The organism is Paenarthrobacter ureafaciens, from assembly GCF_004028095.1.
Taxonomy (GTDB): Bacteria; Actinomycetota; Actinomycetes; order Actinomycetales; family Micrococcaceae; genus Arthrobacter; species Arthrobacter ureafaciens.
Window position 1 is genome coordinate 919911 of sequence record NZ_SBHM01000007.1, and the last position, 17424, is coordinate 937334.

The 17424-nt window shown below is 65.1% G+C and carries 17 protein-coding genes and 1 riboswitch; of the genes, 8 read left to right on the forward strand and 9 right to left on the reverse strand.

What is annotated here, in order from left to right; all coding sequences use genetic code 11:
- Positions 1 to 45 precede the first annotated feature (45 nt).
- From AUR_RS08450 to AUR_RS08460, 3 genes are all read right to left on the reverse strand, one after another.
- A complete protein-coding gene (locus AUR_RS08450) occupies positions 46 to 1191 on the reverse strand; it encodes a mannitol-1-phosphate 5-dehydrogenase (protein WP_062098396.1) in 1146 nt (381 codons plus the stop codon).
- Positions 1191 to 3260: a PTS mannitol transporter subunit IICBA gene (locus AUR_RS08455; protein WP_021473032.1), complete on the reverse strand. Its 2070-nt coding sequence runs from the start codon at positions 3258 to 3260 to the stop codon at positions 1191 to 1193. The genes AUR_RS08450 and AUR_RS08455 overlap by 1 nt, the downstream gene beginning before the upstream one ends.
- Positions 3261 to 3324: 64 nt before the next feature.
- Positions 3325 to 4047 carry a TetR/AcrR family transcriptional regulator gene (locus tag AUR_RS08460; protein WP_021473031.1) on the reverse strand — a complete coding sequence of 241 codons (723 nt, stop codon included), beginning with the start codon at positions 4045 to 4047 and terminating at the stop codon, positions 3325 to 3327.
- 129 nt (positions 4048 to 4176) lie between these two features.
- Between AUR_RS08460 and ptsP the strand changes: the two genes are divergently transcribed.
- From ptsP to AUR_RS08490, 6 genes are all read left to right on the forward strand, one after another.
- A complete protein-coding gene (gene ptsP / locus AUR_RS08465) occupies positions 4177 to 5877 on the forward strand; it encodes a phosphoenolpyruvate--protein phosphotransferase (protein ID WP_031216722.1) in 1701 nt (566 codons plus the stop codon).
- 61 nt (positions 5878 to 5938) lie between these two features.
- The gene (locus AUR_RS08470; RefSeq protein ID WP_062098398.1) at positions 5939 to 6217 is read left to right on the forward strand and encodes an HPr family phosphocarrier protein; all 279 of its coding nucleotides are present in this window, start codon (positions 5939 to 5941) and stop codon (positions 6215 to 6217) included.
- 135 nt (positions 6218 to 6352) lie between these two features.
- Positions 6353 to 6772 (forward strand): helix-turn-helix domain-containing protein, encoded by a 420-nt coding sequence (locus AUR_RS08475; RefSeq protein ID WP_021473028.1) that lies wholly within the window; start codon positions 6353 to 6355, stop codon positions 6770 to 6772.
- Between the two features lie 80 nt (positions 6773 to 6852).
- A complete protein-coding gene (locus AUR_RS08480; RefSeq protein WP_021473027.1) occupies positions 6853 to 7095 on the forward strand; it encodes a hypothetical protein in 243 nt (80 codons plus the stop codon).
- Between the two features lie 18 nt (positions 7096 to 7113).
- Positions 7114 to 7926, forward strand: a complete 813-nt coding sequence (locus tag AUR_RS08485) for an alpha/beta fold hydrolase (protein ID WP_241650886.1) — start codon at positions 7114 to 7116, stop codon at positions 7924 to 7926.
- A 98-nt stretch (positions 7927 to 8024) separates the two neighbouring features.
- On the forward strand, positions 8025 to 8267 hold the full coding sequence (locus tag AUR_RS08490) for a DUF6480 family protein (protein ID WP_021473025.1): 243 nt from the start codon (positions 8025 to 8027) through the stop codon (positions 8265 to 8267).
- Positions 8268 to 8274: 7 nt separating this feature from the next.
- Here the strand turns inward: AUR_RS08490 and AUR_RS08495 are convergent, their stop codons facing one another.
- Positions 8275 to 9342 carry an ATP-dependent DNA ligase gene (locus tag AUR_RS08495; RefSeq protein ID WP_062098401.1) on the reverse strand — a complete coding sequence of 356 codons (1068 nt, stop codon included), beginning with the start codon at positions 9340 to 9342 and terminating at the stop codon, positions 8275 to 8277.
- Between the two features lie 215 nt (positions 9343 to 9557).
- Positions 9558 to 9707, forward strand: a riboswitch (cyclic di-AMP (ydaO/yuaA leader).
- 2 nt (positions 9708 to 9709) lie between these two features.
- Between AUR_RS08495 and AUR_RS08500 the strand changes: the two genes are divergently transcribed.
- Complete coding sequence (locus tag AUR_RS08500; protein WP_062098403.1) at positions 9710 to 11005, forward strand: hypothetical protein; 1296 nt, start codon at positions 9710 to 9712, stop codon at positions 11003 to 11005.
- A 258-nt stretch (positions 11006 to 11263) separates the two neighbouring features.
- Here the strand turns inward: AUR_RS08500 and AUR_RS08505 are convergent, their stop codons facing one another.
- Together AUR_RS08505 and AUR_RS08510 are read right to left on the reverse strand one after the other, a co-directional pair.
- A complete protein-coding gene (locus AUR_RS08505) occupies positions 11264 to 12184 on the reverse strand; it encodes an AEC family transporter (protein ID WP_062098405.1) in 921 nt (306 codons plus the stop codon).
- A 132-nt stretch (positions 12185 to 12316) separates the two neighbouring features.
- Entirely contained in the window at positions 12317 to 13531 is a 1215-nt protein-coding gene (locus AUR_RS08510; protein WP_241650887.1) for a PucR family transcriptional regulator, read from the reverse strand.
- Positions 13532 to 13730: 199 nt separating this feature from the next.
- On the opposite strand from AUR_RS08510, the gene ald reads away from it, so the two are divergent.
- Complete coding sequence (gene ald, locus AUR_RS08515; RefSeq protein ID WP_021473020.1) at positions 13731 to 14849, forward strand: alanine dehydrogenase; 1119 nt, start codon at positions 13731 to 13733, stop codon at positions 14847 to 14849.
- A 177-nt stretch (positions 14850 to 15026) separates the two neighbouring features.
- On the opposite strand, the gene AUR_RS08520 is transcribed toward ald, so the two are convergent.
- The 3 genes from AUR_RS08520 to AUR_RS08530 form a co-directional block, all read right to left on the reverse strand.
- Positions 15027 to 15845, reverse strand: coding sequence for a hypothetical protein (locus tag AUR_RS08520; RefSeq protein WP_062098409.1), 819 nt, complete (start codon positions 15843 to 15845; stop codon positions 15027 to 15029).
- Positions 15842 to 16399 (reverse strand): RNA polymerase sigma factor, encoded by a 558-nt coding sequence (locus AUR_RS08525; protein WP_062098411.1) that lies wholly within the window; start codon positions 16397 to 16399, stop codon positions 15842 to 15844. The genes AUR_RS08520 and AUR_RS08525 overlap by 4 nt, the downstream gene beginning before the upstream one ends.
- A 146-nt stretch (positions 16400 to 16545) precedes the next feature.
- A complete protein-coding gene (locus AUR_RS08530) occupies positions 16546 to 17259 on the reverse strand; it encodes a hypothetical protein (protein ID WP_062098413.1) in 714 nt (237 codons plus the stop codon).
- Positions 17260 to 17424 lie beyond the last annotated feature (165 nt).

Here is a 17424-nt window from a genome sequence, read left to right on the forward strand (position 1 = left end):
TTCTGTTGGAGGAACCGGCGGAAACCGGCGGGAAGTGATAGAGGATCAGCGGGCTTGGCGGTCCTCGACGAGTTTCTGCACGGCGGGGAACAGCGGATGCGACGGCTGAAGTTCCGTGACCCGTTCGACGACGGCGGCCGCGTCCAGTTCGGACAGCAGCTTTGCGAGCTCCACGGCTTCGTCGTCCGAGGGTTCGTCGAATCGAAGAGCTGCCGACATCGCCTCGAGCAACGCCACGGGTGTCACGCCGCGTTCGGCCAGCTCCGCAGCGGGTCCAACGAACCGTTCGTGCCGTCCGAGCTTCCGCAAGGGTGCACGACCAACCCGGACCACGGTATCCGGCAGGTGGGGGTTGGTGAAGCGGGACAGGATCTTCTGCACATACGCTTCCTGCTCCGCTTCCGCAAAGCCGTGCTTGGCCACCAGGAGTTCCTTGGTTTCCTCCAGCACGGCCCGCACCTTTGCCGCGACGGAAGGATCGGCCATGGCATCGGAAATCTTCTCCAGCCCTGCCTGGTACCCGAAGTATGCAGCCGAGGCGTGCCCCGTGTTCACCGTGAAGAGCTTGCGCTCGATGTAGGGACCCAGCTCGTCCACGAAGGTCGCTCCCGGGATGACCGGTGCGTTGCCGCCGAAGGGAGTCCGGTCGATGACCCACTCATAGAAGGTCTCCACGGTGACGTCCAGGCCCTGGCCCGGCGCCTGGTTGGGGACGATCCGGTCCACTGCGGTGTTGGCGAAGACAGCCACGGCATCCAGGCTGCCTGCGGACTCGTCCCACGCGGAGCGGACCTCCTGCTGCAGGATGTCCGTGGCGTTGATCGCGTTTTCGCAAGCCATCACCTGGAGCGGGGGCATCCCTGCGGGGCGGGCAGCCAGGCCGCGGGCGATCACGGGTGCCACGAACTTGAGGATGTGCGGCCCCACGGCGGTGGTGACCACATCCGCCGTCGAGATTTCCTCCACGACGGCAGCTTCCTCGGTTGCCGAGTTCAGTGCGCGGAAGCCGTCCACGGTCTTGACCGCGGCGTGCTCGCCCACTTCATGCACGTCGTAGCTGTCCGCGCCGGCCAACTGGCTGATGAGCGCGTCCGCGACATCCGCGAACACCACTTCGTAGCCGGCCTCGTGCAGCAAAAGCCCCACGAATCCCCGTCCAATGTTGCCTGCCCCAAAATGGACTGCCTTCACTATGCGTTGACCTTTCCGAACAGCTCCAGGACTTCCTCAACCGTGGTTGCTTCCTCCAAGCGGGCCACCTGGGCCTTGTTGGTGAAGATCTTCGCGATTGAGGACAGGATGTGGAGGTGTTCATTGTTGAGGCCGGCCACACCGACCACGAACTTCACTTGCTTGCCGCCCCAGTCGATGCCTTCGGGGTAGCGGACGATCGAAACAGCCGAGTGCTTGATGTGGTCCTTGGCGTCGTTGGTGCCGTGCGGGATGGCCAGGAAGCTGCCCATGTAGGTGGACACTGATTCCTCGCGTTCGTGCATGGCGTGGACGTAGCTGACATCCACGGCGTCGCGGTCCAGGAGGAGCTGGCCGGCCTCGTCGATGGCAGAGTCACGGTCCTGCGCGGAGCCGTTCAGCTTCACGCTTTCGGCAAGCAGGACGCCCTTACCTTCGACGGCGGTGGCCGGTTCCGCGGCATGCGCACCATGGCTGGTACCCGGAGCAGCGGGAGTGGCAGCTGCGGCAGGCCGGGCACCTGCGGTGGTTTCCGGCGTCGTGCTCTCTGCGACGGCGGCACCGCCTGCCTCTGCGTCGTTGCTGGTCCGCACCAGTTCAACGATCTCGTCATACTTTGGGCTGTTCATGAAGTTGTCCACCGAGTAGTGCACGGCGGATGAGGTCCGCGGCTGTGCCCGTTCGGTGAGGTCCTGGTGCGTGACCACAACGTCGTAAGTGTCGCTCAAGTTGGCGATTGCGGAGTTGGTGACCTTGACGTCCGGGAAGCCGGCTGCCTTGATCTTGTTCCGCAGCACCGAGGCACCCATGGCGCTGGAACCCATGCCGGCGTCGCAAGCGAAGACAATGTTCCGGACGGGACGGGTGAGGACAGTGCCTTCACCGCGGCCGGCGGCGGATTCATCGCCCACCAAGGCGGAGGAAACGGAGCTCTTCTTGCCCTTCATGGCTTCCATGCGGGACGTGGCGGCGCTGAGGTCGTCTTCGCCCTTGTTCTTGGAGGTCCGAAGGATGAGCGATGCGATCAGGAAGGAAACTGCCGTTGCGAGGACCACAGCCAGGATGACGCCCACATAGCTGTCGCGGGAGGTCTGGGCCAGTACGGCAATGATGGAACCCGGAGCTGCGGGAGCAACGAGGCCGGAGTTGGTGATGGCCAGGGTTGCGATGCCGGTCATGCCGCCGCCGATGGCAGCGAGGATCAGGATCGGCTTCATCAGGACGTACGGGAAGTAGATCTCGTGGATACCGCCGAGGAAGTGAATGACGGCAGCACCGGGAGCCGAAGCCTTCGCGGCGCCGCGGCCGAAGAACATGTAAGCCAGCAGGATGCCGAAGCCGGGGCCGGGGTTGGCCTCAAGCAGGAAGAGGATGGACTTGCCCTGGTCCAGGGACTGCTGGATGCCCAAAGGTGTGAGGACACCGTGGTTGATGGCGTTGTTGAGGAAGAGGACCTTGGCCGGCTCGATGAAGATGCTGGTCAGGGGAAGCAGGCCGTTGTTGACGAGGAAGCCCACAACGGCGCCCGCACCTTCAGTGAAGCGCTGGACCACCCAGGACAGACCATAGAAACCGCCGAGGGCCAACGCTGCGCCCCAGATGCCTGCCGAGAAGTTGTTCACCAGCATTTCGAAGCCCGGGCGGATCTTCCCGTCCCACAGGCGGTCGATCTGCTTCATGGTCCAACCGCCCAGCGGGCCCATGATCATGGCACCGATGAACATTGGCGAGTCGGTTCCTGCGATGACACCCATGGTTGCGATGGCACCAACCACACCGCCGCGGACGTCATAGACCATCCGCCCGCCGGTGTAAGCGATCAGGATCGGAAGGAGGTAGGTGACCATCGGGCCGACGATGCCCCCGTTGGGCTCACCCTCGGCGTTGGTGCCGAACCCGCCCAACTCGGCAACGGGGAACCAGCCCTTTTCGATGAACAGGGCCGTGATGAGGCCCCACGCGATGAAGGCTCCGATGTTGGGCATGATCATGCCGGACAGGAAGGTTCCGAATTTTTGGACACCAACGCGAACGCTGGTGCGGGGCTTCGCAACGGTCTCTGTTGCCATGTGAATTCCTAACGTGTTTCCCGCGGCGGCGCGGGGTCAGTCGATATAGATCGAGAGGACAGCTTTAGGAGCTGCTGGAGATGCGGTGAAGCCATTCCAGGAAAAGCTTCAATTCAGAACTGGACAGTTGGTCAGAATGCGAGGCCTGCAGTGCCGCATTCAGGGCGATTGCCGCAACAACCACGGAGGACTTACCGGAGTCCTCCGCTGCGGCGCCACGGGCGGTATCCGTGGAGACGGCGAAGATCATGGAATCCCGGGTCATTGTTGATAGCTCCAGGTTCCGGTCTTCGGCCGGTTCGGCGATAAGCATGAGCGTGACGCCCACATTGGCCGCGAGGATGCTGCGCGCCGCTTCGCGGGGCGGCACATTGATCTGTCCTGAGATGGCGGCCTTGTTCAGCATCTCCTCCAGGAGGGCTTCCGCGTCGGCCACGATGGCCGGGCGGCTCTCCGGGCGAATATTGCCGAACATCACCAAGTACAGATGGGGCTGGGAGAGTCCGAACCTGACGTGGTTGTCCCACATCCGCCTGACGTCCTCCAGTGGTTCCCCGGACGGTGCAAAGTCGCGCTCCTTGGCCACGTACTCTTCGAAACCGGCCGACACGACAGCGTCGAACAAGCCCTCTTTGGTTCCGAAGTGGTGGTAGAGCGTAGGCGCCGTGACACCGGCAAGCTTGGTGATTTGGCGCGTAGAGACCGCTGACCCTTCCGAATTCGCCAGCAATTCGGCAGCTGCGCGAAGCAACCGAATTTTAGGCGGAAGCTGGTCATCGAAACTCATAGCCGCTACCCTAGCACCTATAGCGTTGCTATATGAAGTGGCTCACAGCACAATTTTGTAAGCTCGACTTCAAGGCTCGTGGTGCCGATGCCGCAGGGTCAGATCCAACCAGCAGGAACAGAGGATTCAGTGCAGAATTTCCAAGGAGTAGGGGTAAGCCCTGGACGCATCATTGGTTCCGTTCGGCAGATGCCCAAGCCGGTCAGCGAACCGCCCGCGGGCGAACGGCTCGCAGCGGACGCCAGCGCGGAAGACGCCGTCGCCGGTTTGAAGGCAGCAGCCCAAACCGTCCATGACGAGCTCAAGCGCCGGGCAGACACCGCCAGCGGCGACGGCAAGGCCGTCCTCGAAGCGACGGCACTGATGGCCAAGGACACCATGTTGCTGAAATCGGCCACCAAGCTGATCAATGCAGGAACCTCTCCCGAACGTGCCATCTGGGAAGCCGGCGCCTCCGTCTCCGAAATGCTGCATAACCTGGGCGGCTACATGGCCGAACGCGCCACCGACGTCCTGGATGTCCGCGCCCGCATCGTCGCCGAACTCCGCGGCGTTCCCGCGCCCGGCATCCCCTCCTCGGCAACCCCCTTCATCCTCGTCGCCGAAGACCTCGCCCCCGCCGATACCGCCACACTGGACCCCTCCACAGTGCTGGCCCTGGTCACCTCCGGCGGCGGACCGCAGTCACACACCGCGATTATTGCCCGCTCCCTCGGCCTCCCTGCCGTGGTGGCGGCCCACGGCGTCGACTCCGTACCCGACGGAACCGAAATCTACGTTGACGGCGCCGCGGGCCTCGTCTCCCTGGAACCCTCCGATGAACAGCGCACCGCCGCAATGGCCTGGGCGGAAACCTCGGCAACGCTCGCTTCCTTCGACGGAAACGGCACGACGGCGGACGGACACCTGGTGCCGCTGCTCGCCAACGTCGGAGGTGCCAAGGACGCGGTTGCCGCCGCGGGGCTGGGTGCCCAGGGCGTTGGCCTGTTCCGCACCGAGTTCTGTTTCCTCGAACGCGACACCGAGCCCTCCGTGGACGAACAGGCCGCGGCCTACAAGGCAGTGTTTGACGCGTTCCCCGGCAAGAAGGTTGTGCTCCGCACCCTGGACGCCGGCGCGGACAAGCCCCTGCCCTTCCTCACCGATGCCACGGAACCCAACCCCGCGCTGGGCGTCCGCGGCTACCGGACCGACTTCACCACCCCCGGCGTGCTGGAACGCCAACTCTCCGCAATCGCACAGGCCGCCTCCGAATCAGAAGCCGATGTGTGGGTCATGGCGCCGATGATCTCCACCGCAGCCGAAGCCGGCCGCTTCGCCTCGCTCTGCGCCGCAGCCGGACTGAAAACACCGGGCGTAATGGTGGAAGTGCCCTCGGCAGCGCTCACCGCGGCCACAGTGCTCAGGGAGGTCGCTTTCGCCTCACTCGGCACCAACGACCTCACTCAGTACGCCATGGCAGCCGACCGCCAGCTGGGCCCCTTGGCCGAACTGAACACTCCGTGGCAGCCCGCAGTTCTCCGGTTGGTGCAGCTCACCGTGGAAGGCTCGGCCGCCGAAGCATCCGGCCGGGAAGGCGATCCCAAGCCTGTCGGCGTGTGTGGCGAGGCGGCCGCGGACCCTGCGCTCGCCGTCGTACTCACCGGCCTTGGCGTCAGCACACTGTCCATGACCGCGCGCTCGCTGGCCGCCGTCGGGACTGTCCTGAAGACCGTCACACTGGAACAGGCGCAGGAGCTGGCCCGGCTGGCCCTGTCCGCACCAAGTGCGACGGAAGCCCGCGAGTGGGTGCGCGCCAAGCTCCCGGTACTCGAAGAGCTCGGGCTGTAAGTCCAGCCCGACCCGCCGCATCCAGCAAGTTCCGCAAGTTCCCAACCGCAAGGAGAAACCCATGCCCGAACGCACAGCTACCATCGCCAGCAAGTCCGGCCTCCACGCGCGTCCCGCGGCGCTCTTTGCCGAGGCCGCCGGTGAACAGCCCGTGGACGTCACCATCGCCATGCAGGGAGAACCCGCCGAAGACGCCCTCGACGCCGCCAGCATCCTGTCCCTGATGACGCTTGGCGCGGCCAAGGGCGATGTGGTGGTGCTCCGGGCAGAGGGTGAAGGTGCTGACGAGGCACTGGATGCCTTGGTGAAACTGTTGGAAACGGACCTGGACGCCGTCTGACTCTTGGCTTGCCGCCCGATTCGATGGCTCGCTGCGTGTTAGACGGTAGGAAACGTCTAACACGCAGCTAATCGTCGAAACGGGCGAACCGGCATGCAACACCGCCTTGGGGTGCAGCCGCGCTAGGCTTCTGCCATGGCATTGATAGCTCCCCGCGTTACGGCCGGCCTTCCCGCCGATGACGCCCGGAACCTGGCACGCTCGCTCCAGGACAGCAACGACATCACTGTGTTCGTCGATGGCACCGTCCACCGCCTGCCCGATCAGGCGAAGGACGCCGTCGTCGACCTCCTCGCGCGGCTCAGCCGGGGCGAAACCGTGACCGTCAGCAGTGTCGAGGAAATGCTCACCACCTCCCAGGCGGCTGAGCTTGCCGGGATTTCGCACACCTATCTGCGGAATATGACCGACCGCGGCGAAATCCCCGTGGAGTACCGGGGAACCCATCGCCGTATCCGGCAGGCTGCCATCATGGCCTGGCTGGAAAAGCAGAAGCGCAAGGAAGCCGCCGCCAATGCGGCAGAGGAAGCCGCAGGACCTGACGACACGCCGTAGACAGGGCGTGGTGATAAGGATCAAGCAACGATCCCGGCCAAGAGGCGGAGTGCCGCAAACGCCGGGGTTACGCTTATTTGGTGGGAAATTTCAAGGGGTGGCATATCGTGGCCGGAGCGGCCGCCATGGCTGTTGCCGCACCCCTTGGCTCGGCCATGGGATTGAACTTCGTGGCCACGTTCATGTTCGCGTGCGTTGTGTTCGTCGCCGTCGCGATGTGGACGGAATCAAAGATCGCCCGACGCCGGGAAGCAGCCAACGCTGCCGACGTTCACCAGAGCGCGGATGAATCAGCCGGGTCCGACGACCCTGCGCGGGAGTAGAACCGGGTGCGAGGACGATTGACACGCCGCACGCCCCTGCGCTCGGAAAACGTCGAAGCCGGCGGGCTTAAGGGTCGCATCCTTTGGACGAACGGAACCCCGCCACCCGGCTCGCAGCCATCGCCCGGCTCCCCGGACAGCCCCGTGTACATCCTGATTCACGGCATCGGCGTCTCACACCGTTACCTTGCGCGTCTCCACGCCGTTCTTGCCGCAGGTTCACCGACGTACTCGTTCGACCTGCCGGGTTTTGCGGGCACGCCCACACCGGACCACCAAGTCACGGCCGAGGAATACGGGGCCTTCATTGCGGAGACGCTGAAAGCGAAAGGCATTACCTCCTACGTGCTGGTGGGCCACTCCATGGGCGTCCAGTTCGCCATCGAGGCTGCGCTTCATGCACCGGAGCAGGCCTCGCACGTGGTTCTGATGGGTCCCGTGGTGGATTCGAAGCACAAGAACGTACGGCGGCAATCGCTGGCCCTCTTCCTGGATGGGCTCCTACGCGAAAGTCCGTCATCCAACTGGATCGTCGTCTCCGACTACTTCCTGTGCGGCCCCCGCTGGTACCTCACCGAGCTGCCCGTGATGATGGAGTACCCCACCGAGAAACGACTGGGCCTTGTTGGGAGCCCCGTGCTGATCCTGCGCGGCAGCCGCGACCACGTGGCAGGACCCGAATGGTCGCTGCGGCTCTCCCGAGCTGTTCCCCAAGGCAGGCTGGTGGAGATTCCGGGAGTGGGACACGTGGCCCAGCACATGAGGCCGAAGGCCGTTGCGGACGCCATCCGGAGCTTCGTCGCCGCAACGTCGGACCGTAGGCAGGCATAGCCTCACGACGGCGGCACGCCCCTTGTTGCGTTGGACGGGACACGGTTAGGCTGGCAGGGCAAGCCAAATAGTAAGTTTGCTTAGGAAGGGGTTTGACCATGACAAGCTATGACCCGGAAGACGATCCGCAGACCTTCGGAGTGTCCGGCGCGGCCGAGCCCGACAGCATCCACGAGGACCCGGACATGAGGCAGGACGAAGACCGCGATCCCGCCGCATCAGCGAACCCGGATCCGGACAACGGCAACGTCACAGGGCTTGAACCCGGCGGCGGAGTACCCCCGGGAGAAACGCCTCCAGCGGAAGACAGCATGAGCATGGACCAAGGGCACGAGGAATAGAGCTCCCCTAGTGCAGCTTGAGGATCTCGCCGAGGTTATAGTCGGCCGGCTCCTCCAGCTGTGAGTACGTGCAGCTTTCAGGAGTCCGGTCCGGCCGCCACCTGCGGAATTGCGTGGTGTGCCGGAACCGGTCTCCTTCCATGTAGTCGTACGCCACTTCGATCACCAGCTCGGGCCGCAGAGGAACAAAAGAAAAGTCCTTGCCGGCACTCCAGCGGCTTTGGGCCCCCGGCATCCTCGAACCAACCGCCGCTCCGGTTTCCTGGCTGGCCCACTCTCCCCAGGGGTGGTCCGCGATCTCCACCTGGTACGGTTCCAACTCGGCCACCAGCGCCTTCCGCTTCGCCATGGGGAAGGCGGCCACCACTCCAACGTGGTGGAGTTTGCCGGAATCGTCATAGAGCCCCAGCAGCATCGACCCCACGACGTCCGCCGTCTTGTGCCAACGGAAACCGGCCACCACGCAGTCCGCCGTCCGTTCATGCTTGGTCTTGAACATCACCCGCTTGTTCGGCTGGTAGGTACCGTCGAGCGGTTTGGACAGCACGCCGTCGAGCCCTGCTCCCTCAAGCTGCACGAACCATTCCTGTGCCCGCTCAAGGTCGGTGACCGCAGGCGTCACGTACACGGGCGGCTCGGCATCGGCGAGCGCCTTTTCCAGCGCAGCACGGCGCTCGGAGAACGGCCGGGCAGTGAGGTCTTCGTCCCCGAGGGCCAGGAGGTCGAACCCGACGAAGGAGGACGGCGTCTTCTCTGCAAGCATCCGGACGCGGCTGTCGGCGGGGTGGATGCGCTGCTGCAGTCCTTCGAAGTCGAGCCGGTTGCCGGAAATAAGGATGATCTCGCCATCCACCACGCATTTCTCCGGCAGGTTCTTCTTCAACGCCTCCACCAGCTCAGGGAAGTACCGGGTCATGGGTTTCTCGTTCCGGCTGCCCAGGATGACGTCATCCCCGTCCCTGAAGACGATGGTCCGGAACCCGTCCCATTTGGGTTCGTAGTGCCCAACCTCAGGAATGTTGGGCACGGATTTGGCGAGCATGGGCGAAACGGGTGGCATCACGGGTAGGTCCATAGCTCATGTCTACCGACCGGTAGACGCCGAAAGCTAGTGCTCACCAGGGATATGTGGACGGTGTGTGGCGCGTCCGTCCGTCAGCGCGGGCGCTGCCGGCCCTCATGTACCGTCCGTTACATTAATGTGACTTTACTTCCCTGCTGCTGTAACTTCGTAGGGCGACCCGTATCTCCGCTGGGCCGCTTCCGGGCTGACGCCGAGCTCTGCCGCATCCCGGAATCCCGCCAGACCCGCGGCAGAGACGGGGGACCCAGAGTTCCCGGGCCTGTTCCCCGCAGGCCCTTGGGGTGAAGCCGCCACGTGCGGCCGGACGGCCTCGTCCGAACCCGACAGCTAACCTCGCAGGCGTTGAGAGGCAAACACCATGTCCCCAACCATGGATCAGCCGCGCCGTGCCCAAGGGGACGGCCAGCCCACCAAGCCAACCGGACGCCGTCGGGCCCAGCCCAGCGGTCCGGCCACCGAAATGGAAAGCACGACGGCGGCACCCGCCACCGCAACCGACCCCACCGCTGCGCCCATGACACGAGCGCAGCGTCGGGCGATGGAACGCGAGCGCGCGGCCCAGGCAGTCGTGGCTCCGGAAGCTGCACCGAGTGCAGAGTCCGTCTCCAAAACCCCCGCTGAATCCCCCACCGAAGAGCCGCGCACCGAAGCCATCCCGGTAGTTGCCGCTCCTCCGCGCTCGGAGTCCACTACGCCCGGGCCGCCCACGGCTGCCATCCCCGTGGTGAAGGCCACGCCGGCGGAGCCTGCCGCTGAGGCCGAGCCCGCGACTGCCGCTATTCCGGTGGTTTCGGCGCACGTTGCCGCCGAGGCCGGGACCGCCCAGCCCAAGACGCCGGCCCGGATCGCCGCTGACGCTACAGCCGCCGCCGGACTGGCCAGTCGCAAGACCGCCCGGGGCCAACACGACGGCGCACGCCCTGCGGCAGGACGAGCCGCTGCAAGACGCAATGCTGCGAAGTCGGCCTTTGGTTCCTTTGCTTCCTCATCCTTCACCAAGGAACCCCACGCCGTCCTGACCAAGGCAGCGTCCGTGAAGACCATGAGCCAGCGCATGGCGGTGGTCGCCGGAGCACTGGGCCTGGTCCTCACGGTGGGAACGGTAAGCCAAGCCATGGACCTGCCGATCTTCGGCCAGGACACCCAAAACCAGGCCAGTGGCGCTAACAATTCCGGCGAAGGCCGGGCAACGGGCTCGGCCACTCCTGGCCCGACGCCGTCCTACTCCACCGCGTCCTCGACGTCGGCCGCTACGACGGATACCGGGCAGTCCGCAGTCGAAGCAGCCTCTCCGGCAGCGGCAGCACCGCCGTCGTCCACTCCGACGCCGCAGGTTTCGTTGGCCGACCCCAAGTGGATTCCGTCCAACGCCCCTTCGGCCGTGGTTCCGGTACCGGGCGTGACGTCGCCCGTTCCGAGTCAGCCGGCACCGCCGTCGGACAACATCACGGCGCCTTCGCCCAGCACGACGCCTTCAACGACGACGACGCCAACCACCACCCCAACGCCCACGCCGACGACGACGCAGACTTCCAAGCCGCGGCCCAGCGACTCCCCGAAGCCGGGCTCCGCCCCTAAGTCCAGCGCACCGACGGAGGTTCCGAGCCTGGACGTGGACGGCCTGCTCGACGCAGCCAAGGGGGTCCTCAAGTGAGCACCCGCATGCCCCGCACCACTACCCACATCGGCTGGCACGGCCGGTACTGCTGCAGCAGCCGGACGGCCACTTTCCGCCATCGGATGGGCCGCTGGAGCCACCAGCGGTTGCGCCGTTTCTGACGGGCGCCGCAAAAAAGCCAAGAAGGCAGGGACCCAGCAAGGGTTCCTGCCTTCTGTTCTGCCACCTGACTGTTCTGCCACCCGACTGTTCTGCCACCCGGCTCTTCCGCCCCCGGGTCGGTCACATGTTTCGCTACCCCAAGAGCCACGCGACCACCAGCAAGGCCCCCACGCAGAGCACTGTGGTCAGGAGGATGACGTCGCGCGCAACAACAGTGCCACGGCCGTACGGGGAAGCGAAAAGGAACACATTCTGTGCCGTGGGAAGCGCACCCATGATGACCACCGCCAGGAGGTGCTGCCCTTCGAGCCCGAAGACGAACCGCCCCAGCGCCCAGACCACCAAGGGCATCCCCACGAGTTTCAGGAGCGTCGCCACCACGGTTTCCACCCGGCCGTCGCCCTTCTGCAGCGGAGCGCGGCCCGCCAAGGACATCCCGAAGGCGAGCAGCACCATGGGAACGGCAGCTCCGGCCAACATATCGATGGGCCGCTGGACCAGTTCCGGAACCTCCCACCGGGTCAACGCCACCACCACACCCAGCGCTGACGCGATGATCATGGGATTCCCCAACGGCTGCAGCACTACCCGCTTCCAGGGAATTTTCGCCCCTCCGGCCACACCAAGGATGGTGACATAGAAGGGCGCCAGGACCAGGAGTTGCACCAGCAGGACCGGGGCAACGTGCTGGGCCGTTCCCACCGCGTAGAGGGAAACGGGGATCCCGATGTTGTTGGCATTGGCATAGCTGCTGGCCATGGCTCCCACGGCCGTTTCGGCAACGGACCGTCGGAAAAAGAGGAAACTCAGCAGGCAGTACATGAGGCCCATCGCGGCAGCAGACAGAAGGGCCAGCGGGGCGTCGACGCCGAGCGCGGCCCGTATGTCGCTCCCGGCCACCACGGTGAAGAGCAGCGCCGGGTTGGTGATGTAGAAGGCGGTGCGGGTCAGAGCAGCCTGCACTTCCGGGGCGAGCAGTTTGCACCGGACGGCCAGGTAGCCCACGGCAATGACTGCCGAAATGATGAGGATGCCGGAAACGACGCCGCCCACCCCGCCCCCTTTCGCATTGGTAACAGGTCCCGCTTGGAACGGTTTCCCTAGTTACTAATCCTGCGAGAAACCGCTTTCTCACCCTAAGCGTACGGGCAGGGGCTGTCCATCGGAGTTCATCCTGTGGCGCCTTTAGATTCGTGGCCTGAGCGCCCAGCGCCGGGCCTTCAGCGCGGCGTGAAGCTCCAGCCGGATGGCACCACTGAGGGGATCGGCTCCAATGAGTTGGCGGATCCTGCCGAGCCGGTTGTAAATGCTGCTGCGATGCAGATGGAGTTTGGCGGCGACATCCTGCACCGAACCGTCGTTGTCGTAGAGGAGCTCCAGGACGGGCAGGAGCTCACCGTTTCGATCCTGCCCTTCAAGGGTGCTGTAGTGGACGGAGCCCGTATCGTCCCAACCGCCGGGCGCCTGCAGGCGGTCGAAGAGTTGATAGACCCCCACCGACCGGCTGTCCACCAGCTCTCCCAGCGACGGTTCGACAGCCGCAGCCTGGGCAGCCACCTTCGACTGCCGGTACGCTCCCGCAAGCTGCCGGATCACCTGTATTGGTTCGCTGATGCCTAGGATGATGCGGTCCACCGAACGGCCGGCACGCTTGGCCAACTCCAGTTGGTAATGCACCAGCACTTGCGCATGAACGGCCCGGCCGCCCGATTCACGGAAGAGGACCACCGAATGCGTCTCGGTCCCGGCGCTGAAGAGGGCAACATCGACGCCGATGGTGGACTGAAGCGCCGCGGAACGGTGGGTCAAGGTAGCGTCCAAAGGATCGACGCCGGACCCGGCACCACCGGCGTCCAGGATGGTCACCACCTGCCAGGGGCCCTTGCCCTGGATCTCCTTCCACCCGGCCACCGCAGCCACCGCGTTGGATTCCCCTCCACAGGCGGAGAGGAACTCTTGCTCCCTCCGGCGGCGGAACTCGGACTCCGCCGTGTTCGAGTCCAGCAGCAAGGCCGCAAGCAGGTCCAACTCGTCACGAACGCCGGGCAGTTGGGTGAGGATCGCCGTCGCACTTTGCTCCTCAAGGTCCTGCTGCACCCACAGGTAACCGACGCGGAAGCCGCGCACCAACAGCGGTACGCAAACGCGCCCCAGCATGCCCAAGTCAGGGTTGGCCGGAATCACAACGGGACGGACCGCCGTCGCGATACCGTGCGAAAGCTGCCAGGCGCTGACGTCGCTGGGCACACGCTTGCTGAGCAGGAAATTCACCCGGACGCGGTCCGCGTGGGACTGGTTGGAACTGTATGCAAGGAGGACACCATCAAGGTCCTCAAGGGACAATCCCCTGCCCAGCTTTAGCGCTACGCGTTCGACGAGTTGTTCAACGTCCTGCTGCATCAAGAAAGCGTACCAACAGCAGGCGACACTTGACGCTCCGCTTCTCGACAAATGTCGAGCACAGCCCTTGGTATTCCGCGGAATCCGCAGCCGGATCCACACCAGTCCATGTCACCTGCCTCACAGCCGGACCTATTCTGGAAGCACAGCCCACAGCACAAAAACCGGCCTTAAGAGGCCGCTGACGATGGAGCCCCAGATGATCATTGGCGTCCCCAAGGAAATCAAGAACAACGAATTCCGCGTAGCCATCACGGCCGCCGGCGTGCACGAGTTCCGCACCCACGGCCACACCGTCCTGGTAGAGCGCGGTGCAGGCCTCGGCTCCGGCATCACCGACGAGGAATACTCGATCGCCGGCGCGGAAATCGTCAACGACGCCGACGATGTCTGGGCCCGCGCGGACATGGTCATGAAGGTCAAGGAACCCATCAAGGCGGAATACCACCGCTTCCGCAAGGGCCTGATCCTCTTCACCTACCTGCACCTGGCCGCCGAGCCCGAGCTCACGGCCGAGCTCATCAACTCCGGCGTCACCGCAATCGCCTACGAAACCGTGCAGGAAGGCCGCACCCTCCCGCTGCTCGCCCCGATGTCCGAAGTTGCAGGCCGCCTCTCCGTGGTGGTTGGTGCTTCTTCCCTCATGGCCCCCGCCGGCGGCAAGGGCATCCTCATGGGCGGCGTCCCGGGCGTCCGCCCGGCCAAGGTTGTTGTCCTCGGCGCAGGCGTTGCGGGAACCAACGCCGCTGCCATGGCATTGGGACTTGGTGCTGATGTGACCATCATGGACATCAACATCAACCGGCTGCGTGAACTGGACGCCCTCTATCAGGGCCGCCTGAAGACCGTTGCCTCCAATGCCTACGAGATCGAGAAGTCAGTTGTCGACGCAGATCTGGTCATCGGTTCCGTCCTGATCCCGGGCGCCAAGGCTCCCAAGCTGGTCACCAACGAACTCGTGTCCCGAATGAAGCCGGGCTCGGTTCTGGTGGACATCGCCGTGGACCAGGGCGGTTGCTTCGAGGACACGCACCCCACCACCCACCAGGAACCGACGTACAAGGTCCACAACTCGATCTTCTACTGCGTTGCCAACATGCCTGGCGCTGTTCCGAACACCTCCACGTACGCACTGACCAACGTCACCCTGCGCTACGCAGTTGCCCTGGCCAACCTGGGCGTCAAGGCCGCCTTCGACCGCGACCCCGCTCTCGCAGCCGGCCTCAACATCGCCGCCGGCCACGTGGCTCACCACTCCGTCTCCGAGGCGCACAACCTGCCCCTCGTTGAGGACTGGCACACCCTGGTCTCCGCCTAACGGCTGAGCAAACCCGGGCAAGAAAAACGGCGGGGTGCTGCTTCTACGGAAGCAGTACCCCGCCGTCGTCTGTTCACCCCGCTGCGCCCCTACCGAGATGGCAGTTAATGCCAATGCTTGAGGGAAACATTGGCATTAATTGTCATCTCGCGGGGGGCTACTTCGCAGGGTTGGGGGCTACTTGGCGGGGTTGGCCGGAGCCTTGGGGACCTCCGGAACAACATGCGTGGGAACCGGCACCGGGATGTCGGACGGTTCAACCTTCGGTGGATCCAGCTTGGGGAGGTTTTCCGGGCTGACGGGCGGGGCGGGAAGCGGGAGTGCATTTCCCGGAACCGCCGGCCGGGCGGGTTCCTTCGCCTGTTCGTTGCCGTTGGGTTTCCCGGGTCCGGATGAGGGCGCTGCTGGGGGCGTGGCTCCGCCTCCCGGAACGGTGCCGGCCGATTCTCCGGGGACGCCCGATGCGGGTTGCGGCGAGTGTGAGTCCTGAACGGGGACGCCTGCCGGCTCTTCCTCGTGGGGCGCCTCGGCAGGAGCCTGAGCGGGCGCAAACTGGTCCACTACCGAGCCAATGGCCGCACCCCAGTGCTGGAATGTTCCCGCGATTCCGCCCTCTTGTGCAGCGGCGGCCGTGGCGCCGCCTGCCAGCGAAACCGCCACGGCAAGTCCCGTGAAGGCTGCGCGGCGCTTACGACGGCGGAGGGCCAGTTCGTCGCGGACAGCAGGTCTTGGGGTCGTGCCCGGTTCCGTTGCGGCTGCCGCCGACGCATCCGGTGAAGTGTCGACTGCGGTGAGTACCGCCGTCGTGGTTTCCTGCGCGCCTGCACTGCCGGTCATCAGCGCGCGCACAGCGTCCGACGGCGCCGGATTGGTGGCCGCGAGCGAACGAAGCTCCAGCAGTTCGGTGCGGATGTCCGCAGCATCGTCGACGCCGGAATCTGCCAGGAAGCGGTCAACGGAGGCCTCCGGGCGTTGCCGCTGAGGATGGTTGTTCATGCGTGCTCGTTCCTTTGCGGTGTCCGCTGCGCCAATGCTTGTTTCCTCAACGCGGTCAGTGCCCTGCGTTGCAGTTGCTTGATGGCCCCTTGGGACTTGTCCATGATGGACGCTGTTTCTTCGACGGACAGGTCGGCTACCACGCGGAGTGCCAGGACTTCGCGGTAATCGTCGGGGAGTCCTTCCAAGAGGTGGATAGCCCCGAGGCCGCCGACAGCCTGTTCCTCGGCCGAAGGTGCGCTGCGGTGGTCAAGGTCGGCATCGTAGGGGGCCGCGTCAGGGGTGCGCTCCCGCCGGCGGTAGTGATCCACCATCCGCGCATGGGCCATGGAGAACAACAACGACTTTGCCCCTTGCAGGCCGCCCTGAAGCGTGGGGATCCTGGGGTACAGGGCCAGGAACACATCCTGCGTCACGGCCTCCGCATCCTCAACACCCCGGGCCCGAAGGTATCCGAGGACGGGTCCGGAAAAGGTGTTGTAGGCAGCGGTAAAAAGCAGGCCAGGATCGTCCTGGTCTGCCTGGACATTCTCTTCAACCAATGGGTTCAGCACCCGCGGATGCCTCCATCCTGCGCAGCGCAGCGACGCGTTACAGCCCCCAAACCGTTGCGGCTGCCGTCCGTTACGTGGCGGGGCTCCGTGCCTGATCGCTCGGATCCGGCAAGAAGCCCCGCCCTTAAACCGTAGCTGCCAGGTGCTTAGCGGACAGAATCGAGCGCTGCACCAGGGCCTGCGGGCAGGTCCGTGGGAACCTGGGAAGGCAGTGCCGGAGCTGCGGGAACCGCAGGAGTGGCGGGAACTGCAGGAGTTGCCGGTACGGACGGCGTGCCGGGAACTGCCGGAGTAGCCGGAACGGCCGGGACTACAGCCGAAACGGAAGCATCGGCGTCGGCGTTTGCTGTGGCGTCAGCCTTCAGTCCCGCGGCCTTGCCGGCGTCCACAACAGCGGCACAGTGGGCCTCAACCTTGGCTTCGCCGCCGGCGTCGATGACCAACGATTCGTAGCCGGGGATCTTGGTGTCCGGCTTCAGTCCGCCGTTGACGAACGCGGTGCACAGGCCAAATGCTTCCGGGGTGGCGGCGACGGCGTCGTTCGCAGCGGACTTGGCGGCAGCTACTGCGTCTGCGGCCTTGTCCTGACCGGCGGCCTTCGCCTCTTCGGCCGTAGCCTTGGCGGTCTCGACGGCGTCAGTCGCCTTGGCAGCAGCGGCTTCCGTTGCGTCGGTGGCCTGCTCGGTGGCCTGGCTTGCGGCGGGGGCAGGGGCGCCAACGAGCTCGTGGGCGCTCTGCTGGAGCTCGGTGGGGAGCGCGCCGTTGGCTGCAGCGACGCCGGTTCCACCGGCGGCTACGGCTCCGGCGGCCAGGACGCTCGCGGCGACTTTGCTCGAGGCGATGACAGAGAACAAGGACATTGAAGACCCTCCGAAAGTTTGGGAGATTGCCCCGGCAGCGACGTGTCCGCAGCCGGATGATCAAGGTGCGGACGCGGCCCGCACACCCTCTACATCGCTACGGACCCCGGCGAGGTTACGCATGGGTGAAAAACTTTTTGACGGAGAAGGAAACCCACAGGAGAG

Bases quoted from the DNA above. Each gene is read 5' to 3' on its own strand.
- AUR_RS08455 (WP_021473032.1), bottom strand. From the start codon at position 3,260: ATGGCAACAGAGACCGTTGCGAAGCCCCGCACCAGCGTTCGCGTTGGT.
- AUR_RS08460 (WP_021473031.1), bottom strand. From the start codon at position 4,047: ATGAGTTTCGATGACCAGCTTCCGCCTAAAATTCGGTTGCTTCGCGCA.
- AUR_RS08470 (WP_062098398.1), top strand. From the start codon at position 5,939: ATGCCCGAACGCACAGCTACCATCGCCAGCAAGTCCGGCCTCCACGCG.
- AUR_RS08475 (WP_021473028.1), top strand. From the start codon at position 6,353: ATGGCATTGATAGCTCCCCGCGTTACGGCCGGCCTTCCCGCCGATGAC.
- AUR_RS08490 (WP_021473025.1), top strand. From the start codon at position 8,025: ATGACAAGCTATGACCCGGAAGACGATCCGCAGACCTTCGGAGTGTCC.
- AUR_RS08495 (WP_062098401.1), bottom strand. From the start codon at position 9,342: ATGGACCTACCCGTGATGCCACCCGTTTCGCCCATGCTCGCCAAATCC.
- AUR_RS08500 (WP_062098403.1), top strand. From the start codon at position 9,710: ATGTCCCCAACCATGGATCAGCCGCGCCGTGCCCAAGGGGACGGCCAG.
- AUR_RS08510 (WP_241650887.1), bottom strand. From the start codon at position 13,531: ATGCAGCAGGACGTTGAACAACTCGTCGAACGCGTAGCGCTAAAGCTG.
- ald (WP_021473020.1), top strand. From the start codon at position 13,731: ATGATCATTGGCGTCCCCAAGGAAATCAAGAACAACGAATTCCGCGTA.
- AUR_RS08520 (WP_062098409.1), bottom strand. From the start codon at position 15,845: ATGAACAACCATCCTCAGCGGCAACGCCCGGAGGCCTCCGTTGACCGC.
- AUR_RS08530 (WP_062098413.1), bottom strand. From the start codon at position 17,259: ATGTCCTTGTTCTCTGTCATCGCCTCGAGCAAAGTCGCCGCGAGCGTC.